Below are 21060 nucleotides of genomic sequence, written 5' to 3'. Positions count from 1 at the left end.
AATTATAGATACAGATCCACAGTGCCTTTTCAAAATATATCAGAGATGGAAATAAATACCCAGTGTTAACTGGGAGAAAGGAAAAATCCAATTACCATCTAAGATAATTGGATTATACGTGCGTTATGAGTTTTATATCTTATCTGAAAGACGGCATCAGTCTTGGCAGTATTTATGCGATCATTGCATTAGGATACACCATGGTTTACGGTATTGCAAAAATGCTGAACTTTGCCCATGGTGATGTTATCATGGTAGGTGCCTATGTGATCCTGACCTGTATTACACGTGGAGGAATGTCTCCGGTTCTTGCAGTGATTCTTTCTGTTGTAGTCTGTACTGTTCTTGGTGTTGTAATTGAAAAGGTTGCCTACAGTCCGCTGCGAAAGGCTTCTTCCAACCTGGCAGTACTGATCACTGCTATTGGTGTCAGCTATCTGCTCCAGAACCTGGCCCTTCTGATCTTCGGAGCAGATGCCAAGAGTTTTGTATCAGTAGTGAAAGTTCCGTCTGTTTCTCTGTTTGGAGGACAGCTGATGATCAAGGGAATTACTATTGTGACAATTCTTGCATGTATTGTTATCATGGTAGGACTTTCCTTTTTTGTAAAAAAGACCAAGCCCGGTCGTGCTATGCAGGCAGTATCTGAGGACAGAGATGCAGCACAGCTGATGGGTGTCAATGTAAATGCTACTATTTCCCTGACCTTTGCTATTGGTTCCGGACTGGCAGCGATTGCAGGTCTTCTTCTGTGTCAGACATATCCTACCCTTACTCCTTATACAGGAGCTATGCCTGGTATCAAGGCCTTTGTGGCAGCAGTATTCGGCGGAATCGGTTCTATACCGGGAGCTATGGTGGGCGGAATCCTTTTGGGTATCCTGGAGATTTTCGGCAAGGCCTATATTTCTTCCCAGGTTGCAGATGCAATTGTGTTTGCAGTGCTGATCGTCGTGCTCCTTGTGAAGCCTACCGGTTTGTTCGGCAAGAACATCCAGGAGAAAGTGTAAGGTGGACGGTATGAAAAAAGTAAAAAATAAAACAACACAGAATAATATGATCAATTATGGAATCGTAATCCTGCTATTTGTGATCGTACAGGTTTTGAGTTCCACAGGCAACCTGTCCAGACTTCTCACAGGACTTTTGGTTCCCATTTGTGTCTATACGATTGCAGCGGTTTCTCTGAACCTTGTGGTAGGATTTTCCGGAGAGCTGAGTCTGGGACATGCAGGATTTATGTGCGTAGGTGCTTTTTCCAGTGCTTTATTTTCCCATGCAATGTCAGATATTCCCCAGATTCCCAGATTTATCCTGGCAATCCTGGTAGGTGCAGCTGTGGCAGCTGTATTTGGTCTGATCATTGGCATTCCTGTACTTCGTCTCAGGGGAGACTATCTGGCTATTGTAACCCTGGCCTTTGGTGAGATCATCAAGAATCTGATCAATGTTCTGTATATAGGGGTTGATGACCATGGACTTCATGTGGCAACAAGCTCAGCAGGACTTCATCTGGAGGCAGGCGGAAAGCAGATTCTCAAGGGTGCATTAGGAATTTCAGGTACAGGTGCACTTTACAAGGATATTAAGAGTTCCTTCTTTATTATCGGTGTGATTCTGCTTTTGATCACTTTGTTCATTGTACAGAATTTGGTTCATTCCAGAAGTGGACGCGCGATCATGTCTACCAGGGATAATCGTATTGCAGCAGAGTCTGTGGGAATCAATATTACCAAATATAAGCTGCTGGCCTTTACCATTTCCGCAGCCCTGGCAGGTGTAGCAGGTGTGCTCTATGCCCATAACCTTTCCCTGCTGAAGGTTTCTGTATTTGATTATAATATGTCCATTCTGGTTCTGGTTTATGTAGTTCTGGGCGGAATCGGAAATATCCGTGGCTCTATTATTGCAACCATCATTCTGTATGCTTTACCGGAGCTTCTCCGTGGCTTTGCAAATTATCGTATGCTGATCTATGCCATTGTGCTGATCGCCATGATGCTCTTTAACTGGGCACCTGCTGCCAGAAACTGGAGAGCAAGAGTGATGGAGAAGGTTCGTGGATCAAAAAATAAAAGGGAGGTGGCCTGATCATGGCAATGCTGGAAGTAAATCATCTGTCTATTCAGTTTGGCGGTCTCCGCGCAGTAGACGGATTTAATATGACCATTGAAAAAGGTCAGCTCTATGGTCTGATCGGACCTAACGGTGCAGGAAAGACTACTGTATTTAACCTCCTTACAGGTGTGTACAAACCAACGGAGGGAATCATCCGTCTGGATGGCGAGGACATTACCGGAAAAAGCACTATTGAGATCAACAAGGCCGGAATTGCCCGGACTTTCCAGAACATCCGTCTTTTCAAAGAGCTTTCTGTGCTGGATAATGTTAAAGTAGGGCTTCATAATCATCATACATACTCTACTCTTACCGGTATTCTGAGATTGCCGAAATATTATAAGGTAGAAAAGGAAATGAATGAACGTGCCATGGAAATCCTGAAGGTTTTTGATCTGGACAGGGAAGCAGAGACTTTGGCCGGTAATCTGCCTTATGGTAAGCAGCGTAAGCTGGAGATTGCCAGGGCATTGGCCACAGATCCTAAGCTTTTGCTTCTGGATGAGCCGGCAGCAGGCATGAATCCCAATGAAACTCAGGAACTGATGGAAACCATCCGTTTTGTGCGTGAGCATTTTGATATGACGATTCTTCTCATTGAGCATGATATGAAACTGGTTGGTGGTATCTGTGAGAAGCTGACAGTCCTGAACTTTGGTCAGGTTCTGACCCAGGGAGAGACTGCTTCAGTGCTGAAGGATCCTGCGGTTATCACTGCATATCTGGGAGAATAGGAGGAACAAATCAATGGCAATGTTGGAAGTAAAGGATCTCCAGGTGTATTATGGTGTGATCCAGGCATTGAAGGGGATTTCTTTTGAGGTTAACCAGGGTGAGGTTATTGCACTGATCGGTGCCAATGGTGCCGGCAAGACCACCACTCTGCAGACTCTCACAGGAATTCTTTCCCCAAAATCCGGAAGTATTGTATTTGAAGGCAAGGATCTGACCAGAACGCCTGCCCATAAGATCGTAGAGATGGGAATGGCCCACGTTCCGGAGGGACGTCGTGTGTTTGCAGATATGAGTGTATATGAGAATCTGCTTATGGGAGCCTATACCAGAAAAAATAAGGCAGAAATCGAGGACAGTCTGAAAAGTGTATATAAAAGATTCCCAAGGCTGGAAGAACGTAAAGGCCAGAGAGCAGGAACTCTTTCTGGTGGTGAACAGCAGATGCTTGCCATGGGACGGGCACTGATGAGCAAACCAAGGATTATTCTTATGGATGAGCCGTCTATGGGACTTTCCCCGATTTTTGTAAATGAAATTTTTAATATCATCAAAGAGGTAAGTGACAGTGGGACTACAGTTCTGCTGGTGGAACAGAATGCAAAGAAGGCACTGTCTATCGCTGACAGAGCTTATGTACTGGAAACAGGCAGTATTACCCTGGAGGGAAAAGCCAGTGATCTGCTGAACAATGAGTCTGTGCAGAAGGCTTATCTGGGTGAGTGATATCACATAATAATAGAATGGAACAGGAGGGGTTTTATGGAAAATTTTACAATTACCATTGCAAGGCAATATGGAAGTGGCGGACGTACTGTTGGAAAAATGCTGGCAGAGAAGCTGGCAGTGCCTTTTTATGACAAGCAGATCATTCAGTTGGCATCTGATGAGAGTGGCATTGATGTAAAGCTTTTTGGACAGGTAGAGGGCGGTATGAGTGTGAAGCCTTCTCTGTTTAATAAGAGTGGTCTGTATAAGGGGGAGCTGATTCCACCTACAGGTAAGGGATTTATTTCAGATGAAAATCTGTTTAATTATCAGGCAAAGGTTGCAACAGATCTGGCTGATAAGGAGTCATGCGTAATTGTCGGACGGTGTGTAAATTATGTGTTTAAGGACCGACCGAATACTCTTCGGGTGTTTGTTCATGCTCCCTGGGATTTCCGTGTAGAGAAATCCAGAGGAAAGATCAGCGGCGGTGATGAAGAAATTGAGAAGTTTCTGCGTAAGGATGATAAGCGGAAACAGGAATATTACAGGAGATTCGCAGGCGGAGACTGGAGTGATGCCACGAATTATGATCTGTGTCTGAATGCCGGGAAGCTGGGATTTGAGAAGTGTGTGGAAGCTATTCTGGCACAGATGGAAGTGATGGGAATAGGGAAGTAAGATAAAGTAGTGGGGACGCCGAGCAATCATATTTGATTTTCTGTGCGGTTTCGGTGTCTAAGTAAATCTAGGTATAAAAAAAGCTGCTAAATGCGTTCATAAAAAATCCAAAACTCGCCTTACGGCTCAGACAGTTGGATTTTTTATGAACAACGCAGCTTTTTTTATACTAAGATTTACTAAGACGCCTGCAAATGCACTGAAAATCAAATATGATTGCTCGGCTGTTTTATTACTTTATACGGAAGGCGCAGGGTAAATCATGATTGGGATTTGATTTTTTGTTGGTATTCTTTTAGGTTTTTTTCGTAGCCCATATCGCTTAGTTCGTAGAAGTGTTCGTTTGCAATCTCATTGGGTAGGTATTGTTGAGCTACGTAGTGGTTGGGGTAGTCGTGGGCGTATTTGTAGCCGATGCCGTGGCCGAGTTTTTCGTGGCCGCCGTAGTGGGCGTCCTGGAGATGGACAGGAACTGTGGTTTTTGTGCGTTTGACGGAGTCCATGGCTGCAAAGATGGCGTTGACTGCGGAGTTGCTTTTGGGAGCGCAGGCCATGTAGGTGACTGCCTGGGAGAGGATGATCTGGGATTCGGGCATTCCGACTCTCTCTACTGCCTGGGCTGCTGCAACGGCTACGCAGAGGGCCTGAGGGTCTGCATTTCCGATGTCTTCGGAGGCCAGGATCATAATCCTGCGGGCGATGAATTTAACGTCTTCTCCGGCGTAGAGCATTTTGGCCAGGTAGTATACGGCTGCATCGGGATCAGAGCCTCGCATACTTTTGATGAAAGCGGAGATGATGTCGTAGTGGTTGTCTCCGTTTTTGTCATAGCGTACGACCCGTTTCTGGATGCACTGGGATGCCACATCAAGGGTGATATGGATGAATCCGTCCTCACTTCTGGGAGTGGTCAGGATGCCAAGCTCAATGGCGTTGAGGGCATTTCTGGCATCTCCCCCGGCCATGTCTGCAAGGAAGTCCAGAGCATCAGCATCTATTTGGGCTTTGTAGTTTCCCATTCCTTTTGTTTTGTCATTGACTGCACGAAGGATGAGTTCTTTGACTTCGGAAATCTCAAGGGATTTCAGCTCAAAGATGATGGAACGGGAGATCAAAGCGGCATTGACTTCAAAATAAGGATTTTCAGTTGTAGCGCCGATGAGAATAATAGTTCCGTCTTCCACGAAAGGAAGGAGATAGTCCTGCTGGCTTTTATTAAAGCGGTGGATCTCATCGATGAAGAGGATGGTTTTTTTTCCGTACATGCCCAGATTTTGCTGTGCTTCTTTTACTACGGCTTCCATATCTTTTTTTCCTGCTACAGTGGCATTGATCTGAGTAAATTCTGCGCTTGTGGTGTTGGCAATAACCTTTGCCAGAGTGGTTTTTCCTGTTCCTGGAGGACCATAGAAGATAACAGAGGTCAGCTTGTCAGCTTTGATAGCTCTGTATAATAAAGTATCCTTTCCAATGATATGCTGCTGTCCTACCACTTCGTCCAGAGTAGCTGGGCGCAGTCTGGATGCTAATGGGGATTCACGGTCAAGGGTTTTTGATTTTGCATATTCAAATAAATCCATAGTATTTCTCCATAATAATATAAGAAAGAAAATGTGTGAGCTATAAAAGCTCTTCCATTATTTTACCGTATATTTCCTGGCTGTGGGAAGGCCATTTCTGGCACATAGATTTGGCAGCTTCCAGATTGGGGGCAGCGATGTTCAGGTCAATGAGAGAATTCCCTTTCTCTATAAGTTGACATCGCACAGAATAATCTCCCTGCTTGGTAATATAGTAATCAGCAGAGGTGACAATCCTGTCCTCCGCTTTAAATCCTGCAGAGTTCAGATATTCCTTTACTTCCTGCTTGATTTCGGAAGACAGATCTTGCTGGAAGAAGGAGAGGGTCTTGCGTCCGTCTTCTGTAACCCGGTAATGTGAGGTGTTGGAGCGGGTATCCTTATTTACAAGCTCTGCTTCTACAAGCTCTGAAAGAGCCTGTTGGAGATGAAAATAATTGGTGTATCCCCGATCAAGGATAAATTCGGAAATCTGGGAATTAGTCAGTGTATCATCTGCGTTCTGAAGCATGTATAATACGATGAGTTTATAAATAGTATAAGGTGTTGACAATTGGAATCCCTCCCTTTCAATTGATCTGCCAATTTGTTTGTCTGCCCTGATAATTATGGTTTTCTTTCATCTGGTGGTGTAAAAGATTCAGTACCTCCCGTTTCCTGCTGGCCCACAATGGGGCTATGAGAAGATCTTTGGGACCGTCACCGGTGATTCGGTGGATCACCATATCCGGCCTGAGATGTTCCAGACAACTGATTACCAGAGAAATATATTCGTCCCGTTCATAAGTGCGAAACAGGCCTTTTTCATAATCAGAGGCCAGATCAGTTCCCCGGAGTACATGGAGCAGCTGTAGCTTGATCCCCTGGATGTCCTGGTGATTCAGATATTTCATAGTGTTCAGGATATCCTGGGTACTCTCTCCGGGAAGACCGAGAATGGTGTGAACGATTACTTCGATGTCCTCACTGCGTAAGCGCCTGACTGCATCTTCAAAGCAAGACAGGGGATAGCCCCTGCGTATGTAGGCCGCAGTTTTTTCGTGAATGGTCTGCAGTCCCAGTTCTACCCACACAGGCTTCTGCCGATTCAGTCTGGAGAGAAGTGCTATCACATCCTTCCCCAGACAGTCAGGTCTGGTGCCTATGGATAATGCTGCAATACCCGGATGTGCCAGGGCTTCTGTAAATATTTTTTCCAGATATTCCACAGGTGCATAAGTATTGGTAAATGCCTGGAAATAGGCGATATATTTATGTATGGGTCTTTTGGCCGAAAGGATGGAAATCTGTCTGTCAATCTGTTCGGTGATGGACAGACTGCTGTCTGCGGCGAAATCTCCGCTTCCTCCTGCACTGCAGAAAATGCAGCCTCTGGTTCCAAGCTTTCCGTCTCGGTTGGGACAGGACATCCCACCGTTTAGTGTTACTTTATAAACTTTTTCTCCGAACCGTTCCCTGAGCATATAGTCCAGAGAGTGGTAAGGCTTTTCTCCCCATTTCATCATACAGCCGGTGTATTACGGGAAGTATCATCAGGAGTCTCCTCAGAACCTTCTTCTGAGATTTCATCCTTTTCGGGAATGATATAATTATCGAAAATCTTTACCAGGAAATGCCCGTTGATAAAAGCAAGCAGGGCAAAGCCCAGCAATATAAAAAGCAGAATGACCACGGACTGTACCCGGAAGTCCGGAATAAAGAAAATGGCGGCAGGTGCAATGGTGACCAGAGCCATAAGGATGGTGTAGGGCAGATGCATGATGGACATCAAAAAAGCATTCCGGAAAGTATTTTTTACAGAGTTGTAAAACTTTGCCAGTACCGGATAAATGTACAGGAATACTGCCAGATAAATAATACCTAAGGCGATAAAGATGATATATAATACTTTGGACATGGAACCGCCCATCTGTCTGACGATATTCGTATCAAAATATAATACTCCGGCTATAAGGAGCATGATAAGATTGATAATGGTTGCCTGCTTGAAGTTCTGCTTAAAGGACTTGAAAAAGCTTCTGATGATGTAGGATTCCTCATTTCGTGCCATTTTCAGGGTGACATAGTGAAGGGCTGTCAGGGAAGCTCCGATAGTAACAACCGGGAGACAGCAGATGACAAAAACCACATTCAGCATAAACAGATCTGCAGCCCTTCCCATAAAGCTGAAAAATTTGTTGTCCATATTAAAAAGTTTATCCATTTTAATAACTCCTCGTATAATAAGTTTGTATTGGGTTTACCTATAAGTATAACCAATCACACTGGAAAAAGCAAATTTTTTTATGGATCAAGAAGCTGGTCAGCAGTGACAAAATCATAGCCTTTTTCTGTGAGTTCATCAGTGATGGCAAGCGCTGCCCTGACAGAGCTGTCATAGCTGTCATGCATGAGGATGATGGAACCATCCTGCACATTTTGGCGCACAATATCCAGAATACTTTCAGGATTCTGACTTTGCCAGTCCAGAGTATCCACATCCCAGAATACGGGAAGCATGGTGACAGGAAGCTCCAGATCCTTTTTCCAGGCTCCGTAAGGTGGTCTAAGGCAGGTAGGATAGGTTCCGGTAATATGGTAGATCAGGCTGTTTGTCTTCAGAATTTCCCTGCTGGCGCCGGAAGGAGAAATTTTGTCCAGCTGTACATGACTCCAGGTGTGGCAGCCGATCAGGTGACCGTCCTTCTGCATCCGGAGAAGCAGCTCTTCATTTTTCGGGATATTTTCGCCCAGGAGAAAAAAGGTGGCATGTATGTTTCTTTTGCGTAAGCCCTCCAGCAGAAGTGGAGTGTATTTGGCATTGGGGCCATCGTCAAAGGTCAGGGCAACCCGTGGAGCTTCTTCTTTTGTAACAGATGTTCTGCCGGCAGTTTGGTTGAGAGAATTTTCAGTGGTTGTATAAAAATGGCAGATCAACAGAAAAATACAGAGAAAAACCGGAATGATCCAAAACAGAAATCTGTGAATTTTCATATTCTATTTTCCGCGGCAAAGCTACTGTTTACGCTGTGTCCAGTAACCCGGCAAATTATTATTTAATTATATATATAAAAAAAGAAAGCAAATGATGCAGATTTATTGTATAATGAAATCTATCAAACAAAAGGAATGACAATTATGAAAAAGAAAGGGATGACTCTCGGGCTGCTCCTGTCAGGAGCGGGGCTTCTGATTTTGCTGCATATGACAGGAGAGTCTTATTTAAATGGTCTGGCAGGCGCAAACCGGCAGATGCAGGCAGATACAAAGGAATATATGTATAAATATGATATGATTGTGGATAATCCGGAGTCGTCTTTTTGGCAGGCTGTGTATGCAAGTGCAGAAAAGTGGGCCAGGGAGAATGACAGTCTTCTGGAGCTTAAGGGAACAGATGAGGAGTCTCAATATACCAAATTGGATTATATGAATGTAAGTATTGCATCCAGGGCAGATGGAATTATCCTTCAGTACAGTGGGGAGGATGGCCTGGAAGATAAGATTGATGAGGCTGTTGCAGATGGAATCCCGGTGGTGACTTTGATGAATGATGCTGTTCACAGCAAGCGCCAGACCTTTGTAGGGGTAAGTGATTATCAGCTTGGAAGTGCCTACGGCGAAAAGGTGGCAGATTATGTTACCCGGGATACGAAGAATATTCTGATTTTATTGAAAAGAAACATTGATGATATGAATCAGAGTCAGATATACACGCAGATCAGCAATGCTGCCCAGGCAAAAACAGGAGCCGGACAGCCGGTAACTGTAAGTGTGAAAAATCTTCTTTCTTCCGGTACCTTTGGGACAGAGGAAGCGGTTACGGATATCTTTCAGCAGAGAAATAAAGTGCCGGATATTCTGGTATGTATGGATGCAGACACTACAGAGTGTGCCCGCCAGGCAGTGCTGGACTTTAATCTGGCGGGAAAAGTAACCATCATCGGCTATTATACCTCTCCGGATATCCTTACAGCTGTGGAAAAAGGAGTACTTGCCCTGACCTGTGATGTGGATACAGAACAGATGGGAAAATACAGTATAGAGGCACTGACAGAATTTCAGAAAGACGGCAGATCCAATTCCTATTATAATGTAGATATTAATTTCCTAGATAAGGATGCAGTCAGGGCATTACGAAGGGAGGGATTGTCGGAATGAAGCGAATCCGCTGGAAAGATTTTTCCCTTGTAAGTAAAATTGTCATAGAGGTGGGACTGATCGCAGGACTGCTTTTTACGATGAACCTGTTATTCTATGTGCGGATCAATAGTTCCATGCAGAAAATGGATAATGTATATGCCAGCAATGCCCAGCTGACAGATTTATCTCAGGTATTTGAGCAGGTACAGGACAATATGTATGAATATCTGAAAGTAAAAAGTTCTCAGTCCCTGATGGATTATTACCAGAATGAAGCCAGATACAGAAATGAACTGGAGAAGCTCAATGACAAAAATATCAATGATTCGGTAAAGCTTCTGGAGCGTAATATCCGGAAAATGTCTGAGACCTATCTGGACTGTACTGCTGAGACAGTTGCAGCCAAGAGAGGCAGGAATGTAGAAAAATATAAGCGGAAATATGAGGATTCTACCAGACTCTACAGCTATATTCAGACAGCCATTGATGAATTAAATAACCAGCTTTTTAAGGAGAATACCAGCAGCTATTCTGTATTACGTCAGATGATGCGGTATCTGGAGATCAGCAATATAATTTTTATGCTTGTGATCGTGGCAGTAGGAATGATCCTGCTGATCATGGCAACCAGAGGAATGTTCCGTCCGCTGACCAGTATGGCAGAGACTGCCCAGCTGGTAGGACAGGGAAATTTCCATGTGAAAATGCCGGATACTGATTCCCAGGATGAGCTGGGAGAGGTAACCAGGGCTTTTAACACTATGGTGGAGAATCTGGATGTCTATATGGCGAAGACAAAGGAAAGTATGGAGAAGGAGCAGCAGATGATGGAAAGAGAACTCCTGATGGAGAATCATCTGAAGGAGGCTCAGCTAAAATATCTTCAGTCTCAGATCAATCCTCATTTCCTTTTTAATTCCCTGAATGCAGGTGCGCAGTTGGCCATGATGGAGGATGCGGAGAAAACCGGAATCTTTGTGGAAAAGATGGCAGACTTTTTCCGGTATAATGTAAAGAAGGGACAGGAGGATGCTACTCTGGGAGAGGAGCTGGAGGCAGTAGACAACTATATTTATATTTTGAATGTGCGGTTTGCAGGGGATATTCATTTTAGCAGTGACGTGGATGAATCTGTGGAGAATGTCCGTGTGCCGAGTATGATCCTTCAACCGGTAGTGGAGAATGCAGTGAACCATGGAATCAGAGATATTGACTGGGAAGGCCAGATTCATCTTACGGTGACCAGGGATCCAAGGGGAATCTGTATCAGTATCTGTGATAATGGCAAGGGTATGAGTGAAGAAGAGATTCAAAATGTGCTTTCCGGAAATAAGGAACACAGTACCCAGGAGGGAGATTCCACTGGAATCGGCATGAATAACGTGATCAGCCGTCTGGAGCTTTATTATGAGCAGCCGGATCTGCTGGAAATTTACAGTGAGGGTGCAGGAAAGGGAACAGAGGTAGTGATTCACATACCTCTCATAAGGTAAGAATGATATGTACAGAATTTTGCTTGCAGATGATGAAGGTATCATGCTGGAATCATTAAAGAAAATCATAGAATCTAATTTTGGAAATGAGTGTGAGATCCACACTGCCAAATCAGGCAGAGTGGTGGTGGAACAGGCGCAGGCTTATCCGCCGGATATCTGTTTTATGGATATTCAGATGCCAGGAATCAGTGGAATCCAGGCTATCAGGGAAATCCAGAAGTTTAACAGCTCAGTGGTGTTTGTGATTATTACTGCTTATGATAAATTTAATTATGCCAAGGAAGCAGTAAATCTGGGGGTAATGGAATTTCTCACCAAGCCGGTCAATAAAAAGGTGATCCTGGAAACCTGTATGAAGGCTATGGAAAAGGTAGACCATACCAGGCAGAAACGCAGTGATGATTTGAAAATCAGGGAAAAACTGGAAACCGTGGTACCTATGATCGAGAGTGGGTACATCAATAATATCCTGCTTCAGGATGATTTTGTTACTTACCAGGACAATTATACAGAGCTTCTGAATATTCATCAGAAATATGGATATATGGTAGTGGTAGAGTTTGGAGATTCCATGGAAAATGGAGTTCTGAGTAATGCTGTGGGAGCCGGTGTGAGGGCGAACCGTTTTTATTCTACTTTCCGGGAGATTGCTCAGGATTTCTTTGAATGTCTGGTAGGGCCTATTATGGGAAACAGAATTGTGCTGCTGGTGCCCTATGAGGAGAATACAGAGGATTATGAAGAACGTGTGGCGATCGTTACCAGAGCCAGAAACATGGTACACAAGCTGGAAAACCGTATTGACAGTATGTTCCGCTGTGGTATTGGAAGGGTGAAGGAGCTTGGAAGTGTGAAGGAATCCTTTCAGGAGGCTGTGGTAGCTCTCAGGGAGAGTGTCAGCCATGTGGTGCACATTGAGGATGTACCGGTAGCCCAGAAGTATGACGGCGAATATCCCAGAGATCTGGAATCCAGGTATGTGCGGAGGATTCTTGACAAGGATGCTGCTGGTGCCCTGAATTGTGCAGAGGGATTTTTTACCTGGATGATGGGACAGCCATCTGTTTCCAGAGAAGATGTGGAAATCAAGATCCTGGAACTTGTGATGGATGCAGAACGCCGTGCCTTTTTTGCAGGTACTATGAAATATAATGTAAACTACAGGAGAAGCTACATCCGTGAACTGCAGTCCTGTGCTGACATGAATGGACTGAAAAACTGGTTTCTGGATAAGACCAGAGATATCTGTGCCAGAATGGAGGACTCCAGGGAGAAAGAAGAACTGAGTATTATTGAGAAGGCACGAAGTTATATTAATGAGAATTTCCGCAGGGACATTTCTCTGGATGATGTTTCCAGGGAAGTGGATATCAGTCCCTATTATTTCAGTAAGCTGTTCAAACAGGAGACAGGTAAGAATTTCATTGAATATCTTACGGAGATCCGTCTTCGCAGTGCCAGAGAGCTTTTGCAGAATTCACAGTATTCCATCAAGGAGATCTGTGCGCAGTCCGGTTACAGTGATCCTAATTATTTCAGCAGGATATTCAAAAAGTATGAAGGTGTGACACCCAGTGAATTCAGAGAACATCTGAGATAGGTGGCTGCCATGGCGGGAAGATCAGGCAGAAAACAGACAGCGGAGAATTGTTCAGGAAGAGGATAAGGTAAGAAAAAAGATGAAATGGCAGATTGAAAACAGCAGGAAAAAAAGAAAATTTGTGACCGGGATCTTAGGGATCGTGTTTTGTCTGGGAATTTTACTTCTCACAGGCTGCGGTACTTCCGGAAAAACAGAAGCAGATCAGAAGGAAGCAGATTCCGGAGAGGAAGTGCAGACTGAGAAAAACGACAAAGTCCAGATCGGACTGACTGTGGACTCTTTTGTGATCGAGAGATGGATCCGGGACAGGGATGCTTTTGTAGCTACAGCCAGAGAACTGGGAGCTGAGGTAAATGTGCAGGATGCAGGGGCTGATTCCAAAGAACAGATCAGCCAGATCGAATATTTTATCAGTAAACAGATGGATGTGATCGTGGTGATCGCCAGAGACTGCGGAGTACTCAGTGAGGTGATCCAGAAAGCGCATAATGCGGGAATTAAGGTGATTTCTTATGACAGACTGATCCACAATGCAGACGCGGATCTGTATATTTCCTTTGATAATGGAAAAGTAGGGGAGATTATGGCCCAGTCCCTGATAGACGCGATTCCTCAGGGGGGAGATATTTTTATGATCCAGGGTTCAGCTGCAGATAATAATGTTACTATGGTCAGGAAGGGCTTTGACAAGGTTCTGAAAAACAGTAATCTGAAAGTGGTTTATGAAGCGAACTGTGATGCCTGGACAGCGGAGCTTGCTGTGGGCTATGTGGAGGAGGCTCTGGAAAAGTATCCTCATGTTCAGGGAATTATGTGCGGAAATGATGATATTGCCAGTCAGGTGGTACAGGTGCTGGCAGAGAATCAGCTGGCCGGGAAAGTGGTTGTGGCAGGACAGGACTGTGACCTGGCTGCCTGCCAGCGGATTGTAGAGGGAACCCAGTATATGACTGCGTTTAAATCCATTGAGGATCTGGCCAGGGAAGCTGCTCAATATGCAGTTGAAATGGGAAAAGGAACAGAGGTATCCAGTATGCCTGGTGTGACGGATACCATCAATGACGGAACCTATAATGTGCCGGCAGTGATCCTGACTCCTATAGCGGTGACCAGGGACAATATTGATGAAGTGATTATTGACGGAGGTTTCCACAGAAGAGATGAAGTATATCTGAATGCAGATTATAATTAGACTGGTATTTCGAAAACGATATAGCACATTTTAGTGACAAAAATGTCTTGTATGATACAGGACATTTTTTTATTTTCAAAAAAATGTCTTGGTGTTTGCCAACCATGTCCAGATGTCTCTGTGTTATAGTAACATCATCAAAGAAAACGTATCAAACGTATAAAAAGAAACGGAGGTTTTTACAATGAAAAAGAAACTGGTATCTGCAATCCTTTGCGCATCAATGGTAGCTGGAATGGTAGTCATCCCGGGTGTGGCTGTTAAAGCGGATGACAAGAAACTGATCGGTGTTACAATGCCTACCAAGGATCTTCAGAGATGGAATCAGGATGGCGAGAACATGAAGAAAGAGTTGGAAGCAGCTGGCTACGAAGTAGACCTTCAGTATGCATCTAACGATGTAAGCACACAGGTTTCACAGCTTGAGAACCAGGTAGCAAACGGATGTGACCTTCTGGTTGTAGCATCTATCGACGGAAGCAGCCTTGGCGAGCCACTGAAACAGGCAAAAGAAGCAGGAATCCCGGTTATCTCCTATGACCGTCTGCTTATGAACTCAGACGCAGTTTCCTACTATGCAACATTTGATAACTACAAAGTAGGTCAGAAACAGGGCGAATACTTAGTAGACGCACTTGATCTTGACAATCAGGACGGACCATTCAATATCGAATTATTCACAGGTGATCCTGGTGATAACAACTGTAACTTCTTCTTCGGTGGAGCAATGGATGTACTTCAGAAATACATCGACGAAGGCAAACTGGTAGTTAAATCCGGACAGACAGAGTTCGAGCAGGTTGCAACTGCTAACTGGGACAGTGCAAAAGCTCAGGACAGAATGGATACAATCATCGCTGGTAACTACTCAGACGGAACAAACCTTGACGCAGTTCTCTGCTCCAACGACTCTACAGCACTTGGTGTAGAAAATGCTCTTGCAGCTTCCTACACAGGAGAATATCCAATCATCACCGGTCAGGACTGTGATACACCAAACGTTAAAAACCTTGTAGCTGGAAAACAGGCTATGTCCGTATTCAAAGATACACGTGCTCTTGCATCTGCAGTTGTTAAAATGGTTGATTCTATCATGAAGGGTGAAGAACCGGAAGTGAACGATACAGAATCCTATGACAACGGCACAGGAATCATCCCAACATACCTTTGTGACCCGGTTGTTGTAACTGTTGACAACTACAAAGAAATGCTGATCGATTCCGGATACTATACAGAAGATCAGATCAAATAATACAAATTATGCAGTAAAACGGATGAAATTATCCGTTTCAGATACAGGCGGGAAATTCCCGCCTGTATCAATCTTGGAATCCTGTCATCAGGATTCTTTCATGAAAAGGGAGGGAAACAGAATTGGCTAAGATACTTCTGGAAATGAAAAATATCACCAAAACTTTCCCAGGTGTAAAGGCATTGGACAACGTCAATCTTCAGGTAGAAGAAGGCGAGATCCACGCTCTGGTAGGCGAGAACGGAGCAGGTAAATCTACTCTGATGAATGTATTAAGTGGTATTTATCCGTATGGAACTTATGAAGGCAACATTATTTATAACGGTGAAATCTGTAAATTTAATACAATTAAAGACAGTGAAGAAAAAGGAATTGTAATTATTCACCAGGAACTGGCGCTGATTCCATATATGACGATCGGTGAAAATATGTACCTGGGTAATGAAAGAGGAAAATCCTTCTCCATTAACTGGAATGAAACTTATGGAGAAGCAGACAAGTATTTGAAAATAGTAGGACTGGAGGAATCCTCCAGGACTTTGATCAAGGATATTGGTGTAGGTAAACAGCAGCTGGTAGAAATTGCAAAAGCACTGGCAAAGAATGCAAAGCTTCTGATCCTGGATGAGCCCACTGCATCCTTAAATGAGGATGATTCCAAGGCACTGCTGGATCTGCTGCTGAAGTTTAAAGCCCAGGGAATGACTTCTATTATCATTTCCCATAAATTAAATGAAATTTCTTATGTTGCGGATAAGATTACTGTTATCCGTGATGGTTCTACCATTGAGACTCTGGATAAGAAAAAGGATGATTTTTCCGAGCAGCGTATTATTCAGGGTATGGTTGGCCGTGAGATGACTGATCGTTTCCCGAAACGTCCGGATGTAAAGATCGGAGATGTTTCCATGGAAGTGAAAAACTGGAATGTTTATCATCCTCTGTATTCAGAACGTAAAGTAGTGGATAATGTATCCTTTAAGGTGCATAAGGGAGAGGTTGTAGGTATTTCCGGACTTATGGGTGCAGGACGTACAGAGCTTGCCATGAGTATTTTCGGAAAGAGCTATGGAACAAAGATTTCCGGTCAGGTATTCATGAACGGAAAAGAAGTGAAGCTGAATACTGTACAGGAAGCAATTGATAATAAACTTGCTTATGTTACAGAAGACAGAAAAGGAAATGGTCTGATCCTTTCCAAATCTATTAAGATGAATACTTCCCTTGCAAATATGAAGGGAATCACTAACGGAAAGGTTATTGACGCAGATAAAGAGTATGCGGTAGCAGAGGAATACAGAAAGAAGCTGAAAACGAAATGTCCGTCTGTGGAGCAGAATGTAGGCAACTTAAGCGGTGGTAACCAGCAGAAGGTCCTTCTTGCAAAATGGATGTTTGCAGAACCGGATATTCTGATCCTGGATGAGCCTACCCGAGGTATTGACGTAGGTGCGAAATACGAAATTTACTGTATTATTAACGATCTGGTGGCAGCAGGAAAATCTGTTATCATGATTTCTTCTGAACTTCCGGAAGTACTTGGAATGTCAGACAGAATCTATATTATGAATGAGGGCAGGTTCGTAGGCGAAGTCAGCAAAGAAGAGGCTACCTCTGAGCTGATCATGTCCAAGATCGTAAAATCAGGAAAAGGAGCGTAAAGAAGATGGAAAAAAAGATTAGTTTTTCAGAGATATTAAAGAAATATACCATGGTGATCGTTCTTGTTCTGGTAGTCATCATGTTTGCAGTAAACACAAAGGGTGTTATGCTTCTTCCGCAGAATGTGAATAACCTTGTGGCTCAGAATGCATATGTATTTATCCTTGCAACAGGTATGCTGTTCTGTATTCTGACAGGTGGTAACATCGACCTTTCTGTTGGTTCTGTTGTATGTTTTGTGGCAGCTGTTGGTGGTAAGATGATGGTTCTTAACAGTATGAACCCATATCTTACAATGTTGGTTATGTTAATTACAGGTATTGCCATCGGTGCATGGCAGGGATTCTGGATTGCATATGTGAGAATTCCTCCGTTTATTGTAACTCTGGCTGGTATGCTTGCATTCCGTGGCCTTTCAAACGTAGTTTTACAGGGACAGACACTGGCACCAATGCCGGATTCTTACCTGGCACTGTTTAACAATTATATTCCGGATCCATTTGGGAAAGAGGGATTTAATCTTATCTGTTTTGTAGTTGGTATTATTGTCTGTATTGTATATGTGTTACTTGTTCTGAAGAACCGTGCAGACCGTGTGAAGAAAGGGTACAGTGTAGATCCTTTTGGCGGTGTTGCAATTAAGATGATCCTGATCTGTGTAGTTATTCTTGCTTTTATGTTCCGTCTGGCTCAGTATAAGGGTATTCCTAATTCTCTGATCTGGGTAGCTGTGATCATTGCAATTTATACATATATTGCTTCCAAGACAACTACAGGACGTTATTTCTATGCAGTTGGTGGTAATGAGAAGGCTACAAAGCTTTCCGGTATTAATACAAATAAGGTTTATTTCCTTGCTTATTTAAATATGGGTCTTCTGGCTGCTATTGCAGGTATGGTTACTATGGCTCGTCTGAATTCTTCCAATCCTCAGGCTGGTACAAACTTTGAGATGGATGCGATCGGTGCTTGTTTCATTGGTGGTGCTTCTGCTTATGGTGGAACCGGTACAGTTCCGGGGGTTATCATTGGTGCGTTACTGATGGGTGTTCTGAACTTAGGTATGAGTATTATGGGTATTGACCAGAACCTGCAGAAGGTTGTTAAGGGTCTGGTTCTGCTGGCAGCGGTTATCTTTGATGTTGTTAGTAAGAGGAAATCCTTTATTGTGAAATAAAAAAATTGTATATTTCTCCTTGAATAGGAATTTTTGGCAGGGCTTGCAGGGTGCAGGCTCTGTTTTTTTAATTGAATCAAGTGAGTCTCCTGCTTCAATTGTGAATATCCGTTTGACTTGGCGGGGGACGCGCAGAAAAATAGTGTGTTTGATGTGCGGTTTCGGCATCTAAGATACCTGCAAATGCACATCAAACACACTATTTTTCTGCGCTGGATGTTGGCAATTTTTGGGGATGATGGTTGCTTGAGTAAAAATGGATGGTGAAAATGGATGGGCTGAAAATCTGCTTGTGAAATATCGGGAGATGGTCGTATAATTAAGAAAAATATTTGTACGAAGTGAGGAGTATTGGTTATGAGATATAATTCAGTGATGGACTTACATACACATACGGTGGCCAGTGGGCATGCGTATTGTTCGTTGAGGGAGATGGCGAAGGTTGCTTCTGAGAAGGGGCTGGAGGTTCTGGGGGTTACGGAGCATGCACCGGGGATGCCGGGGACTTGTCATCAGTATTATTTTGATAATCTCAGGGTGGTGCCTAGGGAGATGTATGGGATTCAGCTTCTTCTGGGATCTGAGGTGAATATTCTGGATGCCCGGGGGACTGTGGATCTGCCGGAGAGGACTTTGGAGAGGATGGATGTGGTGATTGCCAGTCTGCATATTCCATGTATGAAGCCGGGGTCTAAGCTGGAGAATACAGAAAGTTATCTGAATGTGATGAAGAATCCCTATGTGAATATTATCGGACATCCGGATGATGGAAGATATGAGATTGATTATGAGGCATTGGTTCAGGGAGCGAAGGAGTATGGGAAGGTCCTGGAGCTGAATAATCATTCTATGGAGACGGACTGTAACAGGCAGAATGCGGTGGAGAATGACAGAGTGATGCTGGAACTGTGTAAGAAATATCAGGTTCCGGTGGTAATGGATAGTGATGCTCATTTTGACTTGCTGATTGGGGAGTTTGATCTGGCGAGAAATCTTTTGGAGAAACTGGATTTTCCGGAGGAGCTGGTGCTTAATCGTTCCGTAGATGCAATCAGAAAGTATGTAAATCGAAAAATCTGACAAACTGTGAAGCAGTTATTCGGTGTAGAGCCGCGTAGCGAAGCGGATTGCGAATGTCCGCTTGACGCTTTGAACAAATATGGAATATTTTGACCAAATTTGATTAAATAATTCCTTATAAACTACTTGCCCTGCATATTTTAACGTGTTAAAATAGCACTGTTAGAAATATAATACGGACACAATAAAAACAAATGTCCGTTTAGCAAAGACTAGAGTTCTAAAAGGAGCGGGAAAAATGAGTAAAAAAATCAGAACAGAGGCCGTGGATCATCTTTTTGAAGCGATTCTGTGCCTGAAGGATAAGGAAGAGTGCTATACTTTTTTTGAGGATGTATGTACGATCAATGAACTTCTTTCCTTATCACAGCGTTTTGAGGTTGCCAAGATGCTGATGGACAAGAGAACCTATCTTGATATTTCGGAGAAAACCGGAGCTTCCACAGCAACGATCAGTCGTGTGAATCGTTCATTGAATTATGGAAATGATGGTTATGAAATGGTATTCTCCAGGATGGATGAGAAGGAATCTAAAGGGGAATAAGATACAGAAACGATAAAGCGCTTTAGGGCGTTTGAAAGAGCAGGTGGAGTTTTTTGCCTGCTCTTTTTGCATTATAAGTGGGAAGATTAGGATTGAAATGTTGATACGGCATGCTTCAGATGGAAAATTGTATTTGTATGATATGGTAAATGTAAAAAAGGAAAGCATGAAATCATGAAAAAAAAGAAACCTAAAATAGAATTACGCTATTATTATATGCCAGCAGGAAGTCCGATCCTTCCTCTTCTGGGAGAGCGCTGGGTGCAGAATTATGGGACCGGTATAGAGGACCTTCATTTTCATAATTTTATGGAGATTGGTTTTTGTTATTATGGAGAGGGAATCCTGACTTTGGGAGAGGAGAAAAGGAAGTTTACAGGGCGGCAGTTTACTGTGATTCCGGAACGGTTTCCTCATACAACAAACAGCATGGGAAATACGGTCTGCAAATGGGAGTATCTGTTTGTGGATGTTGAGGGATTTTTGCAAAAGAATTGTGAGAGTGCTGTGCAGGCTGAGAAAATGCTGCGAAGGATTAACTCCGGGGCATTGTTGATGAACGAGGAAGAGGAACCGTTTATAGCTGAATGTATTATTAGAATTATGGATATCATGCGCAGAGAAGATGAGTTTTATATTCAGGAGGCATCAGGGCTTCTTATGGCTCTGCTGGTAAGGATTGCCCGGCTGAACAGGACGCCGGAGCAGGAAATGCTTTATGAAGAGCAGAGCAGGAGTATGCGGATCATTTCAGATACACTAGATTATATTTCAGATCATTACAGGGAGAATATAAAGATAGAGCAGTTGTCTGCAAACTGTCATCTGAGTGAGTCCCATTTTCGCAGGATTTTTTCCGGATGTATGCATATGAGCCCTGTAGAGTATATAAATCTGATACGTGTCCGTACTGCCTGTGAAAAACTGAAAAAGACAGACAGGTCAGCAACTGACATAGGTACGGAATGTGGTTTTGCATCGGATTCTGCTTTTAACCGGAATTTCCGGAAGCTGATGGGAATGTCACCTGCAGAGTGGCGAAAAAAGGGAGAAAATTATGAGCAGATGCTCCTGAAGTTTGACATCCGGACAGAGGAAGGATGGTAAGTGTCGGAG

General features: G+C 43.6%; 20 protein-coding genes. 15 read left to right on the top strand and 5 right to left on the bottom strand.

Going from position 1 to position 21060, the window contains the following annotated elements:
- Positions 1 to 125 precede the first annotated feature (125 nt).
- Genes H8Z82_RS07295 through H8Z82_RS07275 form a run of 5 tightly spaced genes read left to right on the top strand, consistent with a single transcriptional unit; the run spans position 126 to position 4239 of the window.
- A complete protein-coding gene (locus tag H8Z82_RS07295; protein WP_026077060.1) occupies positions 126 to 1010 on the top strand; it encodes a branched-chain amino acid ABC transporter permease in 885 nt (294 codons plus the stop codon).
- Positions 1011 to 1020: 10 nt separating this feature from the next.
- On the top strand, positions 1021 to 2091 hold the full coding sequence (locus H8Z82_RS07290) for a branched-chain amino acid ABC transporter permease (RefSeq protein WP_026077059.1): 1071 nt from the start codon (positions 1021 to 1023) through the stop codon (positions 2089 to 2091).
- A gap of 2 nt (positions 2092 to 2093) precedes the next feature.
- Positions 2094 to 2852 carry an ABC transporter ATP-binding protein gene (locus tag H8Z82_RS07285; RefSeq protein WP_186994713.1) on the top strand — a complete coding sequence of 253 codons (759 nt, stop codon included), beginning with the start codon at positions 2094 to 2096 and terminating at the stop codon, positions 2850 to 2852.
- Positions 2853 to 2865: 13 nt separating this feature from the next.
- Positions 2866 to 3576, top strand: a complete 711-nt coding sequence (locus H8Z82_RS07280) for an ABC transporter ATP-binding protein (protein WP_019162764.1) — start codon at positions 2866 to 2868, stop codon at positions 3574 to 3576.
- Positions 3577 to 3612: 36 nt separating this feature from the next.
- Positions 3613 to 4239, top strand: a complete 627-nt coding sequence (locus H8Z82_RS07275; protein ID WP_019162763.1) for a cytidylate kinase-like family protein — start codon at positions 3613 to 3615, stop codon at positions 4237 to 4239.
- Between the two features lie 260 nt (positions 4240 to 4499).
- Here the strand turns inward: H8Z82_RS07275 and H8Z82_RS07270 are convergent, their stop codons facing one another.
- From H8Z82_RS07270 to H8Z82_RS07250, 5 genes are all read right to left on the bottom strand, one after another.
- Positions 4500 to 5819: a replication-associated recombination protein A gene (locus tag H8Z82_RS07270; RefSeq protein WP_186994712.1), complete on the bottom strand. Its 1320-nt coding sequence runs from the start codon at positions 5817 to 5819 to the stop codon at positions 4500 to 4502.
- Positions 5820 to 5859: 40 nt separating this feature from the next.
- A complete protein-coding gene (locus tag H8Z82_RS07265; protein WP_019162761.1) occupies positions 5860 to 6372 on the bottom strand; it encodes a DUF4364 family protein in 513 nt (170 codons plus the stop codon).
- Between the two features lie 16 nt (positions 6373 to 6388).
- On the bottom strand, positions 6389 to 7324 hold the full coding sequence (locus H8Z82_RS07260; protein WP_186994711.1) for a TIGR01212 family radical SAM protein: 936 nt from the start codon (positions 7322 to 7324) through the stop codon (positions 6389 to 6391).
- The gene (locus H8Z82_RS07255) at positions 7321 to 8022 is read right to left on the bottom strand and encodes a YesL family protein (protein ID WP_019162759.1); all 702 of its coding nucleotides are present in this window, start codon (positions 8020 to 8022) and stop codon (positions 7321 to 7323) included. The genes H8Z82_RS07260 and H8Z82_RS07255 overlap by 4 nt, the downstream gene beginning before the upstream one ends.
- A gap of 80 nt (positions 8023 to 8102) precedes the next feature.
- Positions 8103 to 8792 (bottom strand): polysaccharide deacetylase family protein, encoded by a 690-nt coding sequence (locus H8Z82_RS07250; RefSeq protein ID WP_019162758.1) that lies wholly within the window; start codon positions 8790 to 8792, stop codon positions 8103 to 8105.
- 144 nt (positions 8793 to 8936) lie between these two features.
- On the opposite strand from H8Z82_RS07250, the gene H8Z82_RS07245 reads away from it, so the two are divergent.
- The 10 genes from H8Z82_RS07245 (at position 8937) to H8Z82_RS07200 (ending at position 21051) form a co-directional block, all read left to right on the top strand.
- Entirely contained in the window at positions 8937 to 9956 is a 1020-nt protein-coding gene (locus tag H8Z82_RS07245) for a substrate-binding domain-containing protein (RefSeq protein WP_019162757.1), read from the top strand.
- Positions 9953 to 11431, top strand: coding sequence for a sensor histidine kinase (locus H8Z82_RS07240; RefSeq protein ID WP_019162756.1), 1479 nt, complete (start codon positions 9953 to 9955; stop codon positions 11429 to 11431). Before H8Z82_RS07245 ends, H8Z82_RS07240 begins: the two co-directional genes overlap by 4 nt.
- Positions 11432 to 11438: 7 nt before the next feature.
- On the top strand, positions 11439 to 13034 hold the full coding sequence (locus H8Z82_RS07235; protein ID WP_019162755.1) for a response regulator: 1596 nt from the start codon (positions 11439 to 11441) through the stop codon (positions 13032 to 13034).
- A 79-nt stretch (positions 13035 to 13113) separates the two neighbouring features.
- A complete protein-coding gene (locus H8Z82_RS07230) occupies positions 13114 to 14229 on the top strand; it encodes a sugar ABC transporter substrate-binding protein (RefSeq protein WP_019162754.1) in 1116 nt (371 codons plus the stop codon).
- Positions 14230 to 14452: 223 nt separating this feature from the next.
- Complete coding sequence (gene chvE, locus H8Z82_RS07225; protein ID WP_407844231.1) at positions 14453 to 15481, top strand: multiple monosaccharide ABC transporter substrate-binding protein; 1029 nt, start codon at positions 14453 to 14455, stop codon at positions 15479 to 15481.
- A gap of 122 nt (positions 15482 to 15603) precedes the next feature.
- A complete protein-coding gene (mmsA, locus tag H8Z82_RS07220) occupies positions 15604 to 17142 on the top strand; it encodes a multiple monosaccharide ABC transporter ATP-binding protein (RefSeq protein WP_019162751.1) in 1539 nt (512 codons plus the stop codon).
- 5 nt (positions 17143 to 17147) lie between these two features.
- A complete protein-coding gene (mmsB, locus tag H8Z82_RS07215; protein ID WP_019162750.1) occupies positions 17148 to 18320 on the top strand; it encodes a multiple monosaccharide ABC transporter permease in 1173 nt (390 codons plus the stop codon).
- 357 nt (positions 18321 to 18677) lie between these two features.
- Positions 18678 to 19400: a phosphatase gene (locus H8Z82_RS07210; RefSeq protein ID WP_186994710.1), complete on the top strand. Its 723-nt coding sequence runs from the start codon at positions 18678 to 18680 to the stop codon at positions 19398 to 19400.
- A gap of 238 nt (positions 19401 to 19638) precedes the next feature.
- Positions 19639 to 19944 carry a YerC/YecD family TrpR-related protein gene (locus H8Z82_RS07205; RefSeq protein ID WP_019162748.1) on the top strand — a complete coding sequence of 102 codons (306 nt, stop codon included), beginning with the start codon at positions 19639 to 19641 and terminating at the stop codon, positions 19942 to 19944.
- Between the two features lie 174 nt (positions 19945 to 20118).
- On the top strand, positions 20119 to 21051 hold the full coding sequence (locus H8Z82_RS07200) for an AraC family transcriptional regulator (protein WP_186994709.1): 933 nt from the start codon (positions 20119 to 20121) through the stop codon (positions 21049 to 21051).
- The last annotated feature ends 9 nt before the right edge of the window (positions 21052 to 21060 follow it).

The sequence above is a fragment of the Blautia difficilis genome (assembly GCF_014297245.1).
Taxonomy (GTDB): Bacteria; Bacillota; Clostridia; order Lachnospirales; family Lachnospiraceae; genus Blautia_A; species Blautia_A difficilis.
The sequence above is the reverse complement of the archived record's forward strand: the minus strand, read 5'-3'. Positions and strand labels throughout refer to the sequence as shown.